We start from the raw sequence: 21022 nt of genomic DNA on the forward strand, positions 1-21022 counted from the left end.
AAAGGCGATATTATAGAAATTTCAACAATATTAGTAGTGTAATGTACCCTAATCATTGTCATAATCATGTTTACAAAAAGTTAACTATAACTCTAGATTTACATTTTTAGTTAGGTTTTTGCATAAAGTATTTACATGTTCAATTTTTGGGGGAATACTATGTATTTTATAAAGAAAAGTATTGTTATAGTTATTGGGAGTATTTTAGTATCCTTAGGAATTAATCTATTCTTAGCTCCGTATGAGGTTTTAGATGGAGGAATTATTGGAATCGGTTTAATATCTTATTATTTATGGGGACTACAGACTGGATTCATCATAATACTTTTAAGTATTCCTATATTTATTATTGCATGGATTTACTATAGAGATTATTTCTATAATAGTTTGCATGGTCTGCTTGTTTCTTCTTTTTTTATAGATATTTTAGAACCCTTTGATTATCTTGTACATATTGATCCCCTTTACAGTTCGATAATAGGTGGAGTTTTCATAGGTCTTGGAATTGGTATAATGTTAAGATTTAAAACAAGTACTGGTGGTACAGATTTAATAGCTCAGTTTTTAAGTGATAAAACAGGAGTAAATGTTGGGATTCTAATATTCATCATTGATTCATTTGTTATTTTAATGGGGGGGCTATTACTATCTTATGATACTTTTTTTCTTTCAATCATCACGATACTTGTTATAGGGATGACTACAAGTTTTTTTACAAAAAATCTGGCACATACTTGAGTAGCAGTGGAAAACAAAAAACGATTCTGAACAAACTTATTTAGGATAGGAATCAATTATATTTAAATAATATCTTTACGCCGTTTAAAGCCATGTGAGATGTACATAATTGTTTATTTGACTTAGGGTATAAGCTTAAATAATAAACGAAAATATATAAACCATTTTGACAGTTATTATAGTCAAAGTGGTTTTTTGTTTTTGAAGTTTTTTCTTATAGTAATTTTTAATTTCTACTGTATAATGGAATGTTTCACTTTAAAATGGAAATAGTTGTGTTTTTGTAATTATAAAGAATTTATTAAGTTTCAAAATAAGGGATTTGGCTATGATACATTGTTTTCAGGAGGAATCATTATGAAATGGCAGTTATTACTTGTGGAAGATGACATTGAAATTGCACGTGTTGTACGTGATACATTTTTACGTGAAGGGTATGGTGTTGCTTGGGCAACGACGGGTTTAGAGGGCTGGGAAGATTTTCAGAGTAACACGTATGACCTTGTTTTGGTTGATCTAATGCTACCAGAAATGGATGGACTAACACTATGTCAAAATATTCGTTGGAAAAGTGATGTTCCAATCATCATTATTAGCGCGCGTAAAGAAGATGAGGATAAAGTAGAAGGCCTACACTTAGGAGCGGATGATTATTTAGCGAAACCTTTTAGTTTAGTGGAGTTAAAAGCTAGAGTTGAATCCCAACTTCGCAGGTGGAGACGCTATCAAGGAGTTCCAGAAATTAATGCTAATACAACATTTGCGAATGGTTTAACAATTGATTTAAATAACGAGAAAATTTACCGCAATAACTTGGAAGTCCATTTAACACAAAAAGAGTTTGCGTTACTCACTGTAATGATACAAAATCCACAACGAGTTTTCACAAAAAGTGAATTGTATCAGCATATATGGCAACAAGTTGATGCAGATGGTTTACAAACAGTTACCGTGCACGTCAAAGGACTGCGTGAAAAGCTAAAAGACCCTGTAAAAAATCCCTATTTTATTCAAACTGTGTGGGGAAAAGGATACCGTTTTATAGGTGAACCACTATGAAGCTGAAAACTTGGTTATTGCTATCTTATTTTATCGTCATGATCCTCCCTTTAGCTGCAGCTTATGCACTTTTTGCATCGGTTAACGCTTATCATGAAGATCGCAACGTTGAAGAGTATTTTGAAAAGTGGACGGAGCTTCAGCAAATATCAACTGTATTAAAAGATCCGAAATTATATAAACAAGGAATCGAAAGACCGCAAGTTAAGGAAATATCGAATCCACAAACTGCTATTATTTTATATCGTAATGATGGACTTCCATTGTATAATTCAGACCCTCTTGTGAACTCAGTGAGCGTAATAGAGTCTAAAGAATCACTGTATAAAAACTTATTTCAATTTGAAAATAACTATCGTAATTACTCGTATAAGGAACCTGTTTTTTCAGGAAATGAATTAGTCGGTTTTTTTGAAGTCAGTTTAGCAAGAGATGAGTGGATTGATGGTGTTAATAATCGAACCTGGTCTGTAATAGCTGTTTTAATAGGTATCTTCTGTCTTATTTTCATAAGTGTCTCGGTTCTAGTTAATCGCAAGTTAAACAAAAGACTAACGCATTTGATGAAACAAATGACGGCATTCGCTAGTAGTGAAAAAGTTGAAGATATGCAAACCACAAACGATGAAATTGGTGAGCTAACGTCGAGTTTTTACAGTATGCGTAAGCAAATTGAAGAAGCAAGAGAGAGAATAGCTAAAGAGCAGCAGGAAAAAGAATTTATGATTGCGACTATTTCACACGATTTAAAAACACCTTTAACTTCCATTCGAGCGTATGCAGAGTCATTGTCAGCAGAACGAAATTTAGTAGATGAGGAGCGTGAGGAATACAGGGAAATCATCATAAACAAAGCAAATTATATGCAGCAAATGTTAGATGATTTACTTATGTATACCTTATTACAATCGTCTACATATGAAATGGATCTTGTTCAAGTAGAAGGCAGTGAATTTTTTGACATGCTGTTATCTGATTATGAACAGTTATGCTATGACAAAAATATTACATTAGAAGTGCAAAGTGAAATTGAAGGCATATTTAACGTTAATCCAAAGCAGCTTATGCGTGTAACGGATAATTTAATGAGTAATGCGATTCAACATACACCAAAAGAAGGGGCTATTTGGCTAGCAGCAGTATTTTCAGAGAACTTACCTAATTGGGTTTTCCCTTATGTTAAACAAGAGTTGAAGTTAGATGGACCACTATTAATCGTTCAAAATAGTGGTGAAGGAATTGACAAAGAAGCGCTTAATCATGTATTTGAACCATTATTCCAAGCAGATATAGCGAGAAGTAAAAAGGGTGTAAGTGGTACAGGACTTGGACTTAGTATTACAAAACAAATAATTGAAAAGCATGGTGGCAAAGTGCAAATGATGTCCCATAAAACAATAGGAACTTGTGTCATATGCAAGTTACCAACAATAGAAGGAATAGGTGATGGAAATGAAAACAATTTTAAAAACGATTAGTTTAGTAGGTATCATAACGATTGGATTAGTTGGCTGCACTACAGAGGACAGTCAATATTCTCCGGAGCAAGTAATTCAAAACACATTAAAGGATTCCAAGCCAGTAGGTCCTTACTACGGAGAATATGACATGACAATTTCAAATGAAAAAATGCATGTTAAAGAATGGATTGGCGAAGATAGCAAACGCCGTATTGAAATAAGTGATGAAAAAGGTAAACAACAATCCCTTTCTGTAAATGACGGAGAAAATATGACAAGTTATGATCAAGCTCAAAATACAGCTATTGTTATGCCGATAACAGATGAATTAAAAGATGTTTCTCAATCTTCACCAAAGGAACAAGCTGAACTCTTGTTAAAAGCAGTCAAGGATACGCATGATATATCACTTAAAGGAGAAGAGAAAATCTTAGATCGCAAGACGTATCATCTAGTTGCTAAAGGAAAAGGAGAAAAAACGCTTTTCGGTGATATAGAAATGTGGGTTGATAAAGAAAATTGGATGGTGTTAAAAACCAACATTTCAACTGTTGGCGGTGATACACAAATGGAATACACAAAAATCGATTTTGATGCAAAAATATCTAGCAGCAAATTTACACTTGAATTGCCAAAGGATGTCAAAATAAAAAAAGTTGATAGTACGTTGAAAACAGAACAAATCACATCTGAAGAACTTCCTACAGTATTCAAAAAAGCGTATCTCTATTTTCCGGAAAAAGGTAAATTTAAGATGGTTAAAATTGAAGTAATGGATGTAGTTGATCATAAGGAGTTAGCTATTGAATATGAAAAAAATGGAGTTGTTTACTTTACGCTTTCAGTTTTCCCAACACCAAAAGATATGGGAGGAAAAGCGGAAACAATTCCAGGAGAGAAACAAGTAAAAGTGCGCGGACAAAAAGGATCTGTCTTGGAGATGAATAATTTCCGAAGCATTTCTTGGTCAGAAAAAGGATTTAATTACTCAATCATGCCAACGGATCCAAATTTAAAAGTGGAAGAAATTTTGAAAATGGTTAAGGGTATGAAATTAGTGAAATAGATAAATCTATTAAACCGTTAGCAGCTTAGGTTGCTAACGGTTTTAAAGGGGAATTTAAGTTGAGTTATGATTTTATTTGGCTAGGTTGCTGTATTTTAGTAGCCGGTTATTTAATAGGGAATGGTTTGAAAAACTTCGGCAATCCAAATGCAAAGAGTTTGTTGGATATCCTGAATGAGGAAGAAGAAATTGAATTAGTTGCTGCAAAGGAATTACATGTATTTTTAAATGTACCAAAAGAAGCGACTAGCAATTTTATATCTGAACATCCAGAGGTTCCTTTTATTGAAATGAATGGACATATCTTTTTTCAGAAGCAAAGAATAAGTGAGTGGTTGGAGCAGCAATAACTTTATTTGTATTGTAGAGGTTTGATATATCCTTCATGAGCAAGAAAATAAAATGATTCATAATAATGTAATTTACATATATCAGCTAAGGGACCAAATTTGGTTCCTTTTTAATTGATAAGATATAATAGAAATCAGTGAGGTAAAAATTTACATAAACCTGTTATAATAAAATTGAATACTTTGAACATAGTTAGAGTTGGAGTGGTTTTATGAAATACATGTATAAAAGTGAACGTGCGTTCTAGGGGACGATGCCTTTGTCAGTGATTGAAAAGAACACCTACTAGTGGAGGGTGGCGTTGACTGTCCTACAGTGGTTGATACAATACATAAAGTCAATCGAGGTCCGGATCTTGAGATGAAAAAAGTTCAAGTGAAGCAGGAACTAGAAGTAATCGCTTCGTAAATCGAGACGGTGAATGGGTCCATTTTTTCAAAAGCCTGAAGCTACATTTTGTAGTAAAAACGAACGGAACCCTTCTTCCATAGATGAAAATAACATCTTGGAGGAATGGCACGTGAGCAGAAAAACAGAAAATACAGCATTTCAATGTGAGCAATGTGGCGCGCAAATTGAACCATTAACAAACGGTAGCTTTCGTAATCATTGTCCGTACTGCTTATTTTCCAAGCATATGGATGAAAAGCCAGGTGACCGTGCAAGTGTATGTAGGGGGTTAATGGCTCCTATCGGTATGGAATACTCGAGTAAGAAAGGGTACCAACTGATTCATGAATGTCTTCAATGTGGCAAGGTCGGTAAAAATAAAGTAGCAACAAATACGACTCAAGAAGATCAGCTTATTTCTTTTATGAAGTCGGTGGTTTAATAAATTTGCTATGTTCAAAGTTTTTTTATCAGTATAAATAGTACTGATCAGATAAAAGGATATTCCAAATAGGATATCCTTTTATTTATTTGTTAAGAAGGGTGATATAAATGACAAACGCAAATGAAATTAAAGTAGCTGTTAAAGGTATTATTTTAAATGAAGGGAAATTATTGATTGTCCAACGAAATCATAATGATGAAATCGGAGGGGGAACTTGGGAATGCGTTGGGGGAGAAGTAGAGTTCGGTGAAAATTTAGAAGCGGCATTAGTGCGAGAAATAAAAGAAGAAGTCGGTATAAATGCCACAGTCTTGAATATTTTATATGCCACTACTTTTAAAGCCTTTGCAACAAGACAAGTCGTTATTTTGGCTTATTTATGTAGAGTTGTAGATGGGGAAATAGTTTTGTCTAAAGAACATATTGCTTATCATTGGTCAACAAAAGAGGAAGCGAGGTTATTATTAGCACCAGAAATCATTAGTGATTTTGAGAAAAATCAAGTTTTTTCCTTGAAAGAATGGCATTGATAAATACTGTTTTGCACATTTTTAGCTTACGAGATAAAAACTATTTTCATAAAAGAAAAAGAGCATGCTTTAAAAAAATGATCAAAACATGCTCTAATAAATATCCATTGTTTTTTTCTAAAATAATGCTATTAGTCATGGATTACTAGTTATCTCATCTAGTGAAACAGTCAATCTATTTCTAAGAAGAAATAACATGAGTGCTCCTACTATACAACTAATGAAGTCTGCTATGAATAATGACCAAATAACCCCATGGAATTCGGCATAGTTGTTAGCTAAAAATAAGATTGGGATAAGGATTAATCCCTGTACAAGAGACATGATTAATGCAGGTTTTCCTTGACCTGTTGCTTGGAAAATTCCCGTTACTAAGACAGTTATGCCACTAACAAATAGAGAAAGGAAAGTCACTTTAATGACATAGCTTCCTATTGAAATAATATTTTCATCAATAGTGAATAGTTCAATTAAATGGTTACTTAATAACAGAACAATTACTGCAAAAGTTAACGCCAAAGTAGCAACTAATATCCCAGTAAATTTAATGACATTCTTCATCCTATCTTTATCAGCTGTAAAACAATAGGCTATAAGTGGAACAACTCCTTCACATAACCCCATTATCACAAACTCAGGGAGTTGCAAAATGCGTGATGAGATCCCATAAGCTGCTACAGAAGCATCTCCATAAATCGCTACAAAATTATTAAAGAATAATGCTGTTGTACCCATAAACACACTTAACAGAAATACTGGTATCCCAATTTTAAGTACGTTACTAATAATTAGTTTACTTGCTTTAAAATTCTTTAGTGAGAGGGTTAAAAAATCACTCTTTTCCACTATATAATATGCGTAATAGAGAACAGCAGCGATGTTTCCTAATAGCGTTGCAGTTGCAACACCTGTTACGCCCCAATCAAACAGGAAAATGAATATAGGGTCAAGGATAATATTGACTACAACACTTAAAAGCATCCCAATCATTGAAACTCTAGCTGCCCCTTCAGCTCTAACTAATTGTTCTAGAGCAAAATTCATAATAATAAATGGCGATCCAATAAGCATGACCGTTACATAATCTTTCGTATAATCAAATGAAAGACTACTTGCTCCTAGCCCAGTTATAATTGTGTTAACGAAAGGGAAGCAAAAGCTTATTACAACAATCCCCAATAATAAACAACCATAAAAAGAAAATGAAGATACATGTTTAATCTGTTTATAATCTTTTTCCCCTAAAAGTCTTGATATATAAGTAGCTCCACCAACCCCAATTAGATTACCAAATGCCATGAGAATTGCGAAAACTGGTATCGTTAATGTTATCGCTGCAAGCATTTCTGAGTTATTGAGCATGCCAATGAAATATGCATTTAGAATGGAATACACAACAGTTAAAGACATACCTAGCATCATAGGTATGGAGAAATGAGCTACTGCTTTATGGATTGGAGCCTTTTCAAAATAATAGATGTTTTCGTTGTCCATCTATAATCACCTCGTTCAAAATTAGTATTTCGTTTGAATTCTAATTAGTTAGATATCTAACTAATTATTTATAAAAACTGAAATTAATCAGTTTTATAATCAAGATTATTGATTACTTTATCTAACATGGTGGATAAAGCATCTTTTTCCTTATCATCAAATCCGTTTACCATAGTAGTTTCCATTTCATTAAAAAAATCGTTGAAATCTTCAACCAGATTTTTACCTTTAGGCAGTACATGAATGATTCTTCTACGTTCATCCTTCATATCTACTTTTCTTTCGATAAAACCCTTTTTCTCTAAATTGTGTACAATGCTACTAATGGATGATCCTTTTCGTTGGAAAGCACGTTCCATATCTTTTTGTGAGATACCCTCATCTTCATGAAGGAATAGATAACCAATGAAACGAGCTTGCTCAATTGTTAAATTATAAGTTTCTAGTTTTTTATCTCCAATTGTTTTCAATCTATGGCCAATTGTACGGAATTGATGTTGAAGTGTTTCATCGTTAATAATTAATCACCCCAATTAATTAGAATTCTAACTAATAATATAATAGATGATTTGTAGTGTCAAATACTAATGATGAATGGGGGATATAGGAAGTTCATTGTTTGGGGATAAGTAGGATGGTAGGTGAAAAGTACATATAGATTTAATAATTCATAATTCATCTCAATTTCAAATAATTAAGTAAGGGTGTAACAATTTTGGATTTACCCAATAAAATTTCACCTCAAGATAGAACTTTTTCATGTCCTTTACTATCTTTTAAGCATATACATATAGGATGAAATTGGAGGGATCTGTTTGGTAACAATAAGTTTATGCATGATTGTTAAAAATGAAGAAGAAGTAATCGGCAGATGTTTAGCTTCAGTGAAAGATATAGTTGATGAGATTAATATTGTAGATACAGGTTCAGAAGATAAAACAAAGGACATCGTAAAAGAATATACGGATCGTATTTTTGATTTTGAATGGATTGAAGATTTTGCAGCTGCCAGAAATTATTCTTTCCAGCAGGCAACCTCGGATTATATTTTGTGGCTCGATGCAGATGATATTTTTACAGATGAAAACCGTGAGAAATTGAAAGTATTAAAAGAAACTTTAGAACCTTCAATTGATGCAGTTTCAATGACCTATAATTTATCGCATGATGCTGATGGAAATGTCATTTCATCGTTAAGAAGATATCGCTTAGTGAAAAAAGACAATGATTTTAAATGGGTAGGGTCTGTACATGAATTTCTGGCGGTTTCAGGAAATTTATTTGATTGCGAAGTAGCTGTATCGCATATGCCATTAAGTCACGATAGTGATCGTAATATAAGAATTTATGAAAAAATGTTAAAGGATGACCAACCATTTTCAGCGCGTGACACGTTTTACTTCGCAAATGAATTAAAAGACCATGCGCGTTATGAGGAGGCAATAACTCAATATGATTCTTTTCTTGAATCAAAATTAGGATGGATTGAAGATAATATTCGTGCATGTTTTAATTTAGCTGATTGCTATACTTTTTTGGAAGATAAAGAAATGGCATTTAAGTCATCATTGAGATCTCTTCAATATGATGTGCCACGCCCTGAAGCTTGCTGTCGGATAGGTTTTCATTTTATGGAACAAAATAAAAATACAGAAGCGATCCATTGGTATGAAAAAGCGATTTTATATAAAGATGAATTAAAACTTAGTTTTCAAAATAAAAGCTTCTTTACTTGGCTGCCTCATCTACAGCTATGTGTTCTATATCATCGATTAAATCAAATGAAAAAATCATATGAACATAATGAAATGGCACTTAAATATAATCCGACTAATCAAACCATTATAAATAATAAAAAGTATTTTGAGGACAATGTGAATTTGGAAGAAAAGAGATTTTAGAAAGTGAAAATTACAGATAAAAGCCTTTGCCGATTCATTTTTCTGGATATATTAAAAAAACGATTGGAGAGTATTCTTCAGCCGTTTTTTTGTTTTGTTGTCAAAAATGTTAATAGTTTTACTTGAGGGTTTTAATAGATTAAGAAATTTTTAATTCTGATACCTATATTGTATTACAGAAATATTTTAGATATAAGCATATCCCATTTTCATTTTACAGTTTAATAGCATGCTAGAGAAATACATAATTATCAGACTATCATGAATGAGATGATTATCCAATTTTTTTCTGTCACATTACAATTGTCCAATATCAATCTATTTCACGAGAATAGTATGTATATGATGGGAGGTGATAATAATGGATTCAAATAAAACGAGGTGTACTGTTTGTAATAAATATCAATGTTCATGTAACCACAAAAAAAGAAGTCCTAAAACAGTTATTAGAGATTTAGATTATATAGATCCATGTGAACCGCTTTATATAATAGATCATTGTCATAATAGAGGTAAAACAGGTCCAACGGGGCCAACCGGAGCAACAGGAGCAACAGGTCCAACGGGATCAACGGGGTCAAGCGGACCGACCGGAGCAACAGGGTCAACCGGAGTAACCGGACCAACGGGATTAACTGGGCCGACAGGAGTAACTGGAGCAACGGGATCGACAGGAGCAACTGGGGCAACGGGATCAACTGGGCCGACAGGAGTAACTGGAGTAACTGGAGCAACTGGAGCAACTGGGGCAACGGGATCAACTGGGCCGACAGGAGCAACTGGGGCAACGGGATCAACTGGGCCGACAGGAGTAACTGGAGCAACTGGAGCAACTGGAGCAACTGGGGCAACGGGATCAACTGGGCCGACAGGAGTAACTGGTGTAACCGGAGCAACAGGATCAACGGGAGTAACTGGAGCAACGGGATCGACAGGAGCAACAGGATCAACTGGACCAACAGGGTCAACCGGAGCGACTGGGTCAACCGGACCAACGGGAGCAACGGGAGTAACTGGAGAAACAGGACCAACAGGAAACACTGGGCCGACTGGTGTAACTGGAGCGATCGGAGCAACAGGATCGACAGGAGCGACTGGAGCAACTGGGCCGACAGGAGTAACTGGAGCAACTGGTGTAACCGGAGCAACGGGAGTAACTGGGGCAACAGGGTCGACTGGAGCAACAGGATCCACTGGGTCAACCGGATCAACGGGAGCAACTGGAGTAACTGGAGCAACAGGTCCAACTGGGGCAACGGGAGCAACTGGAGCAACTGGAGCAACGGGATCGATAGGAGCAACAGGAGTAACTGGAGCAACGGGATCAACTGGGCCGACAGGAGTAACTGGAGCAACGGGATCGACAGGAGCAACTGGTGTAACCGGAGCAACGGGAGTAACTGGAGCAACAGGGTCGACTGGAGAAACAGGACCAACAGGGTCAACCGGAGCGACTGGGTCAACCGGACCAACGGGAGCGACGGGAGTAACTGGAGCAACTGGTGTAACCGGAGCAACAGGATCGACCGGAGCAACAGGGGTAACTGGAGCAACTGGATCGACAGGATCAACGGGAGTAACTGGGGCAACAGGGTCGACTGGAGCAACAGGATCCACTGGGTCAACCGGAGCGACTGGGTCAACCGGACCAACGGGAGCAACTGGAGTAACTGGAGCAACAGGTTCAACAGGACCAACAGGGGTAACTGGAGCAACGGGATCGACAGGAGCAACAGGATTAACTGGGGCAACGGGAGCAACTGGGGTAACTGGGGTAACTGGGGCAACGGGACCAACGGGAGTAACTGGACCAACAGGAAACACTGGGCCGACTGGTGTAACTGGAGCGATCGGAGCAACAGGAGTAACTGGAGCAACCGGAGCAACAGGGGTAACTGGAGCACCGGGAGCAACAGGGGTAACTGGGGCAACGGGATCAACTGGGCCGACAGGAGTAACTGGAGCAACAGGTCCAACAGGACCAACTGGGGCAACTGGAGCAACTGGGGTAACAGGACCAACAGGACCAACAGGAGTAACTGGAGCAACGGGATCGACAGGAGCAACAGGATCAACTGGGCCGACAGGAGTAACTGGAGCAACGGGATCGACAGGAGCAACTGGTGTAACCGGAGCAACGGGAGAAACAGGACCAACAGGGTCAACCGGAGCGACTGGGTCAACCGGACCAACGGGAGTAACTGGAGCAACGGGATCGACAGGAGCAACAGGAGTAACTGGAGCAACGGGATCGACAGGAGCAACAGGAGTAACTGGAGCAACGGGATCGACAGGAGCAACTGGTGTAACCGGAGCAACGGGAGTAACTGGAGCAACAGGGTCGACTGGAGAAACAGGAGCAACAGGGTCAACCGGAGCGACTGGGTCAACCGGACCAACGGGAGCGACGGGAGTAACTGGAGCAACTGGTGTAACTGGAGCAACAGGATCGACCGGAGCAACAGGGGTAACTGGAGCAACTGGATCGACCAACAGGGGCAACGGGAGCAACAACAGGATCAACGGGAGTAACTGGGTCAACAGGGTCGACTGGAGAAACGACTGGGTCAACCGGACCAACGGGAGCAACTGGAGTAACTGGAGCAACAGGTCCAACAGGAGCAACGGGAGCAACGGGGAGCAACAGGTCCAACAACCAACAGGGGTAACTGGAGCAACGGGATCGACAGGAGCAACTGGACCAACAGGAGCAACTGGGTCAACGGGATCAACTGGGCCGACAGGAGTAACTGGGGCAACGGGACCAACGGGAGTAACTGGACCAACGGGAGTAACTGGAGCAACGGGATCGACAGGAGCAACAGGATCAACTGGAGCAACTGGAGCAACAGGACCAACAGGGGTTCAACAGGACCAACAGGGGTAACTGGAGCAACGGGATCGACAGGAGCAACAGGATTAACTGGGGCAACGGGAGCAACTGGGGTAACTGGACCAACAGGAGTAACTGGGGCAACGGGACCAACGGGAGTAACTGGACAACGGGAGTAACTGGAGTCAACAGGACCAACGGGAGTAACTGGACCAACAGGAAACACTGGGCCGACTGGTGTAACTGGAGCGATCGGAGCAACTGGTGTAACCGGATCAACGGGAGTAACTGGGGCAACAGGGTCGACTGGAGCAACAGGATCCACTGGGTCAACCGGACCAACGGGAGCAACTGGAGTAACTGGAGCAACAGGTCAACAACTGGGGCAACGGGAGCAACTGGAGCAACGGGTCCAACTGGAGCAACGGGAGCAACGGGATCAACTGGGCCGACAGGAGATCAACCGGAGTAACCGGACCAACAGGAGCAACAGGACCGACTGGGGTAACTGGGACCAACCGGACCAACGGGAGCAACTGGTGTAACAGGAGTAACGGGCAACAGGATCAACTGGAGCAACGGGAGTAACTGGAGCAACGGGTCCAACAGGACTGGGGCAACTGGATCGGAGCAACGGGAACTGGAAGCAACAGGTCCAACAGGAGCAACTGGGGTAACGGGACCAACAGGAGCAACAGGATTAACTGGGGCAACGGGACCAACAGGAGCAACGGGATCAACTGGAGCAACATTAACTGGAGCAACTGGGGCAACTGGAGCAACAGGATTAACTGGGGCAACGGGAGTAACTGGACCAACAGGAGTAACAGGACCAACGGGAGCAACAGGACCAACCGGAGTCACCGGGCCAACAGGAGCAAGGGGAGCAACTGGTTCAGGAGGCGTAATCCCATTTGCATCAGGAGGCACAGTAACAATAAATTCACTATTAACTGGGGTACCTAATACCGGAGCTATTATTGCATTTGGCAATAGTACTACTAGTGTAGGGATTGGTAATGCTACAGTAAATCTTCAAAATATTAGTAATGAAGCATTTGTCGTTCCACGTGCTGGAGCAATTACAAATGTTGCTGCATTCTTTAATATTACAGTTGCTCTTAATATAGCTGTTTTAGGTACAGCTACTATTACGGCACAAGTATGGAAATCACAAAATGCATCATCAAACGTATTTGCACCTTTAGCATCGACTCTTATAAGCTTTACACCATTAGCTGGTGCTATAGCTGCATTTACTACATTAAATGGTGCTCTTGCAAATTTAAATGAACCAGTAAATGTAGGAGATCGTTTAATTATGGTATTCTCTGTGGCTACTACAGGGTTAAGTGTAGTAACAGCTATTACAGGTACAGCAAGTGCGGGTGTTACAATTAGTTGATTATAGTAAAACAATAATAGGTAACATTTCAGTTAGTTTGGTAACGACTGAAATGTTACCTATTTTCTTCACGAAAAATTAGGTAATAGAGCGAAGCAATATTTTTCTTAAAAAGATGGAAATAATCAGCACGAAAAAAGATTTTAGTAGGAGGATTTATTTCCAGGTTATTAAAAGTGGATTAGAGAATACAAGGAAGTAAAGTTTCTTATGAAAAAAATTATTATAAATCAAGTAGTGAATATACTAAATGCTGCATAGAATATATTAAAGAAAAAATTAATGAGAGACTATGAACTGGTGGGGGATGATAGAAAATGAGATTATCATCGTATGAAGCTGCTAAAGAGTTAATATTAACCGAAAAAGAAATAGCTAGTTTTGTAGGACCTCAGCCAAGCAATTTACTTGAGCAAATTGAGCGAATTTTAGAATTAGAAATAATAGGGTCGTATAGAAACTTCTTAGAAACATTTGGTGCAGGAATCTTCGCAGGTGTTAAAATATTGGGTATTTCGAGTGATGATTTCGAGAGTCCTTCCATGTTAAATGGTATAAATTATACATTAACATTGAGAAAAGAAGTTGGCTTGCCTAGTAATCTCTTAGTTATTTATAATCCGGGAAATGGCGAACTATTCTGTTTGGATTTCAATCAAATAAAGGCGGGGGAACCAGAGATTGTTTCTTATATGCCAGCTATAGGAATGGGTCTAGAGTACGATGCGATTGCAGATAACTTTGGCGAGTTTTTATATGAGATAGTCTGTGAAGATTTGTAAAACAAGAAATAATTGATTTATTATTATTCTCTATATAGAGCAAATAAGTATTCCATAACGCATTATTAGGGATTAATTAAAAATAAAAAGGAAATTTATGGACAAAGAGGAACTGTCTAAGCACACAGTTCCTCTTTGTCTTGTATTCAGCTCCATGTAAACCAACGTGCATGACCATCAGGACGCTCAAATATATGTTCTTCACAGATTTCTTTATAAAAATAATCGCGGTGCAAATCTGCATCAAATAGATTGTTGTAAATATGATATATCTCTCTTTCTTGACTAATTGTCTTCAGGTTTTTCAACAGTTGCTCTTTTTGCACTAAAGGTATTTGATTTGCAACATGTGTGTGGAACACGCAAATAATAGAATCTTCATCTACTTGCTTTACAATGTCTTCTATTAATTCCACGGCATTACCGTCTATAAGTTCGATATCTAATTTTTGAATAACATCTGTCGCAGCGTTAAATAATTTGAGACGATCTGTATGTTCCGGCCAAATTAAAGCGTTTAACCATTCCACATCGTCTTCATTTTTCACATTATTTGTGTGTAAATCGATACCAATTCTTTGTCTAATAACCGGAGGTGTTTCAATGGACTCTGGTAATGCTATCCCTTTATTAGTAGCTTCTATAAGTACGTTAGAATCGTCTTTTCCACAAATGCTACCTTCATTATATTGATAAGCATATTGGTCTAAACCAAGTTGAAGTCCTGCACTAGTACCTATTTCAATCAGTGTTAAAGGTTTGTTGTGCTTGACATATATTTCAGTGAAAATAGGATAAAGGTAAGCGCATCGTCTAACTTCATTGGTTTGTACCAGTTTTATTTGAAACAACGATTTTAATGAATCCCAATGTTCTAGGCAAAAAGCTTTGAAATGTGGAAAAGCCTCTTCTGGATTTTTTGCGTTGGATACAAAGTTGGGATAATAAGAGCGTAACTCTTCTGAACTTGAATTATTTAGTAAATATTGTACACTAGCAAAAAGTAAATTCGGTTTCGGTTGATCTTGTGGGATATGGCTAGATAACTCTAAAATAGTGTCATCTTTAGCAATTTCATAAGATAAACATTCATATAAACGGCTAGACCCAGCACATTCCTTTTCAGCAAATATAGTAAAATTACGACTGATTTTTTCTGAAACGATCATATTTTCACCGTCCAATCTTAAAAGTTAATGGTATATTCTGTTATAATTAATATACATAATATTCACATATTAGTAAATTGAAGCAAGTGAAAGAATTTTATATACATATGAAAAGGGTGAAGGTAATGAGACAAGTTTCAGACATTGTCATGTTAAGTGAAAATAATACTTTAATTTCTAGATTAAAAGCGTTTAAGTCCAAAAATAATAATGAATTGGGATCTCAAATGAAACAATTTGGCTCGGCTCTTGCTTTTCAAGTACGACGTATATCTGGAACAGCTTTTAATACTGTAAGAAATATAAATGAGGAAGATTATATTTACTTATCTGAAATTGTAGATTGGTATAAACAACAAAACATGGACTTTCAAATTGAGGTCGCACCGCAAAATGCGAGTAAAGAGTTGTTTTTAGAATTAAATAAACATGAATTTGTTCAAACAGGTTTTCATGCATCTTTCATTGGTAATGTTAAGGAAATAGCAAATAGTATATGCCAAAGAAATTGCGAAATTCAGTTGTTAAAGAAAGAGGATTTTAATGATTTTGCAGAAGTCTATGTTAAAGGTTATGGATTACCTGAATTCATCGCGGATGGCGTGAAACAAAATAATGAGATTTTGTATGAGCTTGAAGGCTGGCAATTCTTTAAAGCCGTCAAAGATGACAAAATGGTTGGAATAGCAGTGCTATATATACAGGATGGTATAGCTACATTAGCAGCTGCAACAACACTGCCAGAATATCGTGGACAAGGAATTCAAAAAGCGCTCATTAAAGCAAGAGCACAGTACGCCTTAAAGCAAGGGGCTATATATATGACAAGTGAAGCAAAATTCGAGAGTATCAGTCATGTTAATATGGCGAAAAGTACGATGGATTTAGTGTATACAAAGGCGATTTACAATAAGTACAACTAGTATTGTTACTGGTAGGTGAATGGAATGAAAAAATACTTTTTAATGGTTTTTTCAATATTAGTATTCCTGACAATCGTTTGGCAATTTTGGTATATCTATCAGCCACGGACGGGACCGCTTGGAGAAAAGCTAATACCTGAGTTAAGTAGTCCGGTCTTTTGGTCGGGAATCATCTGTAGCTTTTTAGTATCTGCTTATGCATTTTCACATGCTATCGATTTATTTAAACGTGGTAAATAGATATATATAAGAGAATTCTTAACTACATCTTCCAGGAGGGGTAAATGAAAGCTATACTTTTTGATCTAGATGAGACGATTCTAAATCGAGAGGCATCATTGCTTGCGTTTTTGGACGACCAATATGAAAGGTTCCACTCAGTATGGGGGCATATTGAAAAGGGTCAATTGATTCAGAAAATTGTAGAGCTAGATGCTAGGGGATATGTTTGGAAAGATGAAGTATATACTCGGCTAATTGAAGAATATAAGCTAGATATATCTGTTGAAGAATTATTAAACGATTATACGGAAGGGTTCCGATATTTTGTAATTGGTTTTCCAAAATATAAAGAAGTATTAGTTGAATTAAAGAGACAAGGGTATTTGCTAGGTATGATAACGAATGGGAAAGTAGGCTTTCAACGAGCGAATATTAGAGGTCTCGGAATTGAAAAGCTATTTGATGTCATTGTTGTTTCTGAAGAAGTGGGAATGAAAAAGCCGGATAAGAACATTTTTGAATATACATTAGCTAAATTACGGATATCTCCGAATGAGGCGGTTTTTATTGGTGATAACCCAACAAATGATGTAGAAGCAGCCCGAGATGTGGGGATGATAGGCATTTGGAAGAGAAATCAATTGATAGAGTCGTATAAATCCGAGCATATTATTGATAAACTAGAGGAAGTTTTCGATTTGCTTAAGCAATTAGAAAAGAATTGATTTAATGCATTTATTTATTGCAAGGAAGTGGGTAAGGAAATGATTATTTATTTTATTATTGGAGCAGAAATTGCTTTTTGGCTATTAATAATAGCTGGTTTAGTTTTACGCTACATTTTGAAATTAAAGCGTATAAGCATTTGGGTATTAGCTGCAACACCCTTAATAGACCTCGTACTGATAGTACTGACGGCGTTAGATTTAAAAAATGGAGCAACCGCAAATACTTTTCACGGACTATCTGCTATTTATATAGGTGTATCCATTGCCTATGGAAAGCAAATGATCGACTGGGCAGATCAACAATTTAAAAGGTTTATATTAAAAACTGGCGAACGAGCTAAAAAATTATATGGGAAAGAAAAGGGAAAGCGTGAAGCGAAAGGGTTTGTACAGCATATTATTGCCTATGTTATAGGGTCTTTAATTTTATGGGGTATGCTGCTAATACTAGGGAAAGACGAGCAGACAATAGCACTTTATAAAGTTTGGAAATTATGGTCTGTTGTCTTAGTAATAGACGGGCTGATTAGCATCTCTTACGTGTTCTTTCCAACAAAGAAAAAATAAACTTTAATTATCGAAGCTATATTAAATGAGAGGAAGTGGATTGTGTGAGCTATGTAAGCGAAATAAGAAAACTAGTTGGAAATCATCCATTAATCTTACCAGGGTCTGTTGTGCTTATAGTGAATGAAATGAATGAGCTATTATTACAACGCAGATCGGACGGTGTCTGGGAATTGCCCGGTGGTTTAATGGAGCAGGGAGAGAGTTTAGAAGAAACAGCGAAAAGAGAAGTGTTAGAGGAGACAGGTTTTATTATTGATGATTTACAATTGTTGGGTGTATTTTCTGGTGAAAGTTATGAAAGTAAAGTAGTAAATAGTGATGAAGTATATTCAGTAATTGCAGTTTATATAACGAGAAATATTACAGGTAAAATGAAAAAAGGCCAAGAAGAAACAGGCGATTTAAAATATTTTAATATTAACCAAATACCAGATTCTTTAACTGAAGAGTATAGAGGATATATTATGCCTTTCAAGGAATCTATCTTAGGAGTAAATGAAGTATAAAGGTGCCTGAAGTGGCTTTTATTCTATATGCAAAAGAAATGATTTAGCTGATATAACTTATTTAATGGATGAATTAGGCTATAAGACCACTCAATCATAAATGAAAGAAAGACTTGAAAAATTGAGTAATCATTCTGATTATCATACATTTGTAGCAGAAATCGATCAACAGGTAGTGGGACTTCTTGGATTACATATTGGTTTAGCTTATGAATTTAGTGGCTGTTACGGCAGAATCCTTTGAATGGTAGTAAATCAAGAATTTCGAAGAATGGGTATAGGCCAACAGCTAATAGCTGAAGCGGAGAAACTAATTATAAAAAATGAAAGAAATGCCATTGTTTTAAATAGTGGAAATAGAGTGGAAAGAGCAGACGTTCATAAGTTTTACTTAGACCTTGGTGATAACTTAAAGAGCTCTGGTTTCGTAAAAAAACTAGTTAAGTACTTAATACAAAAGTAATTAACTACTAATGCTGGTACGAGGGGGCTATATGGAGTTTGGATATTCAATAAAAGCCGAGAAAAGAGTGAGATACCATTGTTAAAAAAACGATTTGTAACTAGAGAAGATTGGACAAGAATCTTAGAGCGTGAATTCAAACAATTATATATTTCTGATACGACTTTTTCAGGGAATATTGCTTTAATAACTTTAAAAAAAGTAAAAGAACCATTATGGACGTACCATTGTAACAAGAAAATATGTATTGTCGATAATGGTTATTCTTGGCTTCAACAGCTTCCTGAGAATGAACATTTTGCAATTACTACAATGTTCAACGAATCGAATGAAATTATTCAATGGTATATAGATATTACAACTCATAATGGTATCGAGAATGGTGTGCCCTATATGGAAGACCTATTTTTAGATTTAATTGTCTTACCAACTGGAGAAATAATAAAAAAAGATTTAGAAGAAATAGAAGAAGCGTTAGAAGAAGGTTGGATTACAAAAGAACAATATAATTTAGCATTCTATACTTTTAATACAATCTATGAAGAGTTACAGAATAATACGTTTAAATATATAAAATTAAGTAATGTACATAGAAAGTGTTTATTGCAAGGAAATTTATAGTAGAGTGCTGTATTATATACTCATCTTTGGAACACTAAGACATTGATTTGATTTCAATAGCCTATACTTGTTAAAAGTATAGGCTATTTTTCATAACTATCTATAACGTCCCATTTTTGTTAAAATTAACCTAATTAACAAAAGGGGAGGAAAATTATGAATTTTTATTTACCTATAATTATTACTATGGCATTTATTTTTCTTCAAGCAATGGTAAGTCAAAAATATCTTCTATGGGTTAGTTTTTCTATAGCATTACTATATATGATTTTTGTGTTTAAAGTAGTTCCACACTATGATTGGGGAATTATTTTAATATTGTGTTGCATAAGCTTTTGGCTGATGTTTGTCGTATCTTGGGCAACGCGGCCAAAGTATTAAAGTAGAGGTGTATGAAGAATAGCAATACCAATTCAAGCAGATATACATGAAATCTCGGTGTTTACAAAAAACTGAGCTCCATGAGCAATGGGATTTACTATTTTTTTCTAATTTGAAATTATTGAAAGTAAAAAAGGGTGATCCGCAATCTTTTCTTTATGAAACGAAAATCAGGATCAGCTATCTCCTACGTGTACTTCCCAACAAAGAAAATATAAACTTTAATATCAACATTCTATTTGTGTAAGCAAATTAAACTTTATATAATAAAATCAGATCTTACACTGAAGGGACTGAACTATGCGCAGATATCAATAACTTTAACCCAATTACAAAAACATAATGGAGGGGAAAGTATTGATTACAGAACTACACACAAAAAGATTATTATTAAGGAAAATGAAGGTATCGGATTCTCCTAGTTTATTTAGGATTTGGTCTGACCCAGATGTTACTAGATTCATGAATATCAGCAGTTTTACTGATGAAAACCAAGCAAAAGATATGATAGAACTATTAGATGAATTGGCTCAAGAGAACAAAGCTGTACGTTACGCAATCATTGAGTTGGAATCGAATGCAATTATCGGGTCATGTGGTTTTAATTCTATAGATTTTGAAAATGCCAAAGTGGAAATCGGCTATGACCTCGCTAAATCATTTTGGGGTAAGGGATATGCCACTGAAGCAATCAGTGCTTTGTTAGATTATGCATTTACGACTTTAGAGTTAAATAGAATCGAAGCAAAAGTAGAACCTGAAAATATAAATTCCATTAAGCTTTTGCAAAAGTTAAACTTTGTTTTCGAAGGAACACTAAGACAATCCGAAAGATCTAATGGGAAATTTATCGACCTTAATTTATATTCTAAATTGAAAACAGATTGAGTTGATTTCAATAGCCTATACTTTTTAAAAGTATAGGCTATTTTTTATACCTATTTATTATATACCTTTTTTGTTAACATTAACCTAATCACTAAAT

The 21022-nt window shown here is 36.5% G+C and carries 24 protein-coding genes and 1 pseudogene; 22 read left to right on the plus strand and 3 right to left on the minus strand.

From position 1 onward, the window contains the following. The first annotated feature begins 159 nt into the window (after nucleotides 1-159). From MHH85_RS05720 to MHH85_RS05750, 7 genes are all read left to right on the plus strand, one after another. Nucleotides 160-738, plus strand: a complete 579-nt coding sequence (locus MHH85_RS05720) for a YitT family protein (protein WP_340706235.1) — start codon at nucleotides 160-162, stop codon at nucleotides 736-738. 357 nt (nucleotides 739-1095) lie between these two features. Then, nucleotides 1096-1797 (plus strand): response regulator transcription factor, encoded by a 702-nt coding sequence (locus MHH85_RS05725; protein WP_193740240.1) that lies wholly within the window; start codon nucleotides 1096-1098, stop codon nucleotides 1795-1797. Further along, nucleotides 1794-3275, plus strand: a complete 1482-nt coding sequence (locus tag MHH85_RS05730) for a HAMP domain-containing sensor histidine kinase (protein ID WP_340706236.1) — start codon at nucleotides 1794-1796, stop codon at nucleotides 3273-3275. The genes MHH85_RS05725 and MHH85_RS05730 overlap by 4 nt, the downstream gene beginning before the upstream one ends. Then, the gene (locus MHH85_RS05735) at nucleotides 3244-4323 is read left to right on the plus strand and encodes a LolA family protein (protein WP_340706237.1); all 1080 of its coding nucleotides are present in this window, start codon (nucleotides 3244-3246) and stop codon (nucleotides 4321-4323) included. Before MHH85_RS05730 ends, MHH85_RS05735 begins: the two co-directional genes overlap by 32 nt. Before the next feature lie 59 nt (nucleotides 4324-4382). Then, nucleotides 4383-4673, plus strand: a complete 291-nt coding sequence (locus MHH85_RS05740) for a DNA-binding protein (RefSeq protein ID WP_340706238.1) — start codon at nucleotides 4383-4385, stop codon at nucleotides 4671-4673. A 521-nt stretch (nucleotides 4674-5194) separates the two neighbouring features. Continuing rightward, nucleotides 5195-5506: an RNHCP domain-containing protein gene (locus MHH85_RS05745; RefSeq protein ID WP_340706239.1), complete on the plus strand. Its 312-nt coding sequence runs from the start codon at nucleotides 5195-5197 to the stop codon at nucleotides 5504-5506. A 110-nt stretch (nucleotides 5507-5616) separates the two neighbouring features. Then, nucleotides 5617-6039 (plus strand): NUDIX hydrolase, encoded by a 423-nt coding sequence (locus tag MHH85_RS05750; RefSeq protein ID WP_193740235.1) that lies wholly within the window; start codon nucleotides 5617-5619, stop codon nucleotides 6037-6039. Between the two features lie 135 nt (nucleotides 6040-6174). Here MHH85_RS05750 and MHH85_RS05755 read toward each other — a convergent pair whose 3' ends face one another. Both MHH85_RS05755 and MHH85_RS05760 read right to left on the minus strand, forming a co-directional pair. Then, the gene (locus MHH85_RS05755) at nucleotides 6175-7533 is read right to left on the minus strand and encodes an MATE family efflux transporter (protein ID WP_340706240.1); all 1359 of its coding nucleotides are present in this window, start codon (nucleotides 7531-7533) and stop codon (nucleotides 6175-6177) included. Between the two features lie 83 nt (nucleotides 7534-7616). Next, nucleotides 7617-8003 (minus strand): MarR family winged helix-turn-helix transcriptional regulator, encoded by a 387-nt coding sequence (locus tag MHH85_RS05760; protein ID WP_340706241.1) that lies wholly within the window; start codon nucleotides 8001-8003, stop codon nucleotides 7617-7619. A 345-nt stretch (nucleotides 8004-8348) separates the two neighbouring features. Here MHH85_RS05760 and MHH85_RS05765 point away from each other — a divergent pair, with 345 nt between their 5' ends. From MHH85_RS05765 to MHH85_RS05775, 5 genes and pseudogenes are all read left to right on the plus strand, one after another. Further along, a complete protein-coding gene (locus tag MHH85_RS05765) occupies nucleotides 8349-9434 on the plus strand; it encodes a tetratricopeptide repeat-containing glycosyltransferase family 2 protein (RefSeq protein ID WP_340706242.1) in 1086 nt (361 codons plus the stop codon). 361 nt (nucleotides 9435-9795) lie between these two features. Then, nucleotides 9796-12321, plus strand: coding sequence for a beta strand repeat-containing protein (locus MHH85_RS22240; RefSeq protein ID WP_445684104.1), 2526 nt, complete (start codon nucleotides 9796-9798; stop codon nucleotides 12319-12321). A gap of 173 nt (nucleotides 12322-12494) precedes the next feature. Then, nucleotides 12495-12724: pseudogene (locus MHH85_RS22245) on the plus strand (hypothetical protein); the annotation flags it as partial. A 480-nt stretch (nucleotides 12725-13204) separates the two neighbouring features. Next, nucleotides 13205-13672, plus strand: a complete 468-nt coding sequence (locus MHH85_RS22250) for an exosporium glycoprotein BclB-related protein (protein ID WP_445684119.1) — start codon at nucleotides 13205-13207, stop codon at nucleotides 13670-13672. Nucleotides 13673-13989: 317 nt separating this feature from the next. Continuing rightward, entirely contained in the window at nucleotides 13990-14454 is a 465-nt protein-coding gene (locus MHH85_RS05775; RefSeq protein WP_340706243.1) for an SMI1/KNR4 family protein, read from the plus strand. 146 nt (nucleotides 14455-14600) lie between these two features. Here MHH85_RS05775 and MHH85_RS05780 read toward each other — a convergent pair whose 3' ends face one another. Beyond that, nucleotides 14601-15623: a DUF2332 domain-containing protein gene (locus tag MHH85_RS05780; protein WP_340706244.1), complete on the minus strand. Its 1023-nt coding sequence runs from the start codon at nucleotides 15621-15623 to the stop codon at nucleotides 14601-14603. 125 nt (nucleotides 15624-15748) lie between these two features. Here MHH85_RS05780 and MHH85_RS05785 point away from each other — a divergent pair, with 125 nt between their 5' ends. From MHH85_RS05785 to MHH85_RS05830, 10 genes are all read left to right on the plus strand, one after another. Then, complete coding sequence (locus tag MHH85_RS05785) at nucleotides 15749-16546, plus strand: GNAT family N-acetyltransferase (protein WP_340706245.1); 798 nt, start codon at nucleotides 15749-15751, stop codon at nucleotides 16544-16546. 24 nt (nucleotides 16547-16570) lie between these two features. Then, nucleotides 16571-16786 (plus strand): hypothetical protein, encoded by a 216-nt coding sequence (locus MHH85_RS05790; protein ID WP_053416087.1) that lies wholly within the window; start codon nucleotides 16571-16573, stop codon nucleotides 16784-16786. A 44-nt stretch (nucleotides 16787-16830) separates the two neighbouring features. Further along, on the plus strand, nucleotides 16831-17493 hold the full coding sequence (locus MHH85_RS05795) for an HAD family hydrolase (RefSeq protein WP_340706246.1): 663 nt from the start codon (nucleotides 16831-16833) through the stop codon (nucleotides 17491-17493). 39 nt (nucleotides 17494-17532) lie between these two features. Next, a complete protein-coding gene (locus MHH85_RS05800; RefSeq protein ID WP_340706247.1) occupies nucleotides 17533-18063 on the plus strand; it encodes a hypothetical protein in 531 nt (176 codons plus the stop codon). Between the two features lie 44 nt (nucleotides 18064-18107). After that, complete coding sequence (locus tag MHH85_RS05805) at nucleotides 18108-18572, plus strand: NUDIX hydrolase (RefSeq protein WP_340706248.1); 465 nt, start codon at nucleotides 18108-18110, stop codon at nucleotides 18570-18572. Between the two features lie 121 nt (nucleotides 18573-18693). After that, nucleotides 18694-18816, plus strand: coding sequence for a hypothetical protein (locus MHH85_RS05810; protein ID WP_340706249.1), 123 nt, complete (start codon nucleotides 18694-18696; stop codon nucleotides 18814-18816). After that, entirely contained in the window at nucleotides 18817-19035 is a 219-nt protein-coding gene (locus tag MHH85_RS05815) for a GNAT family N-acetyltransferase (protein ID WP_340706250.1), read from the plus strand. A 78-nt stretch (nucleotides 19036-19113) separates the two neighbouring features. Further along, nucleotides 19114-19656, plus strand: coding sequence for a DUF402 domain-containing protein (locus MHH85_RS05820; protein WP_340706251.1), 543 nt, complete (start codon nucleotides 19114-19116; stop codon nucleotides 19654-19656). Between the two features lie 156 nt (nucleotides 19657-19812). Further along, nucleotides 19813-20037 carry a hypothetical protein gene (locus MHH85_RS05825; RefSeq protein ID WP_340706252.1) on the plus strand — a complete coding sequence of 75 codons (225 nt, stop codon included), beginning with the start codon at nucleotides 19813-19815 and terminating at the stop codon, nucleotides 20035-20037. A 357-nt stretch (nucleotides 20038-20394) separates the two neighbouring features. Beyond that, nucleotides 20395-20925, plus strand: a complete 531-nt coding sequence (locus MHH85_RS05830; RefSeq protein WP_340706253.1) for a GNAT family N-acetyltransferase — start codon at nucleotides 20395-20397, stop codon at nucleotides 20923-20925. The last annotated feature ends 97 nt before the right edge of the window (nucleotides 20926-21022 follow it).

Source organism: Viridibacillus sp. FSL E2-0187 (genome assembly GCF_038006425.1).
GTDB classification, from domain to species: Bacteria; Bacillota; Bacilli; order Bacillales_A; family Planococcaceae; genus Viridibacillus; species Viridibacillus arvi.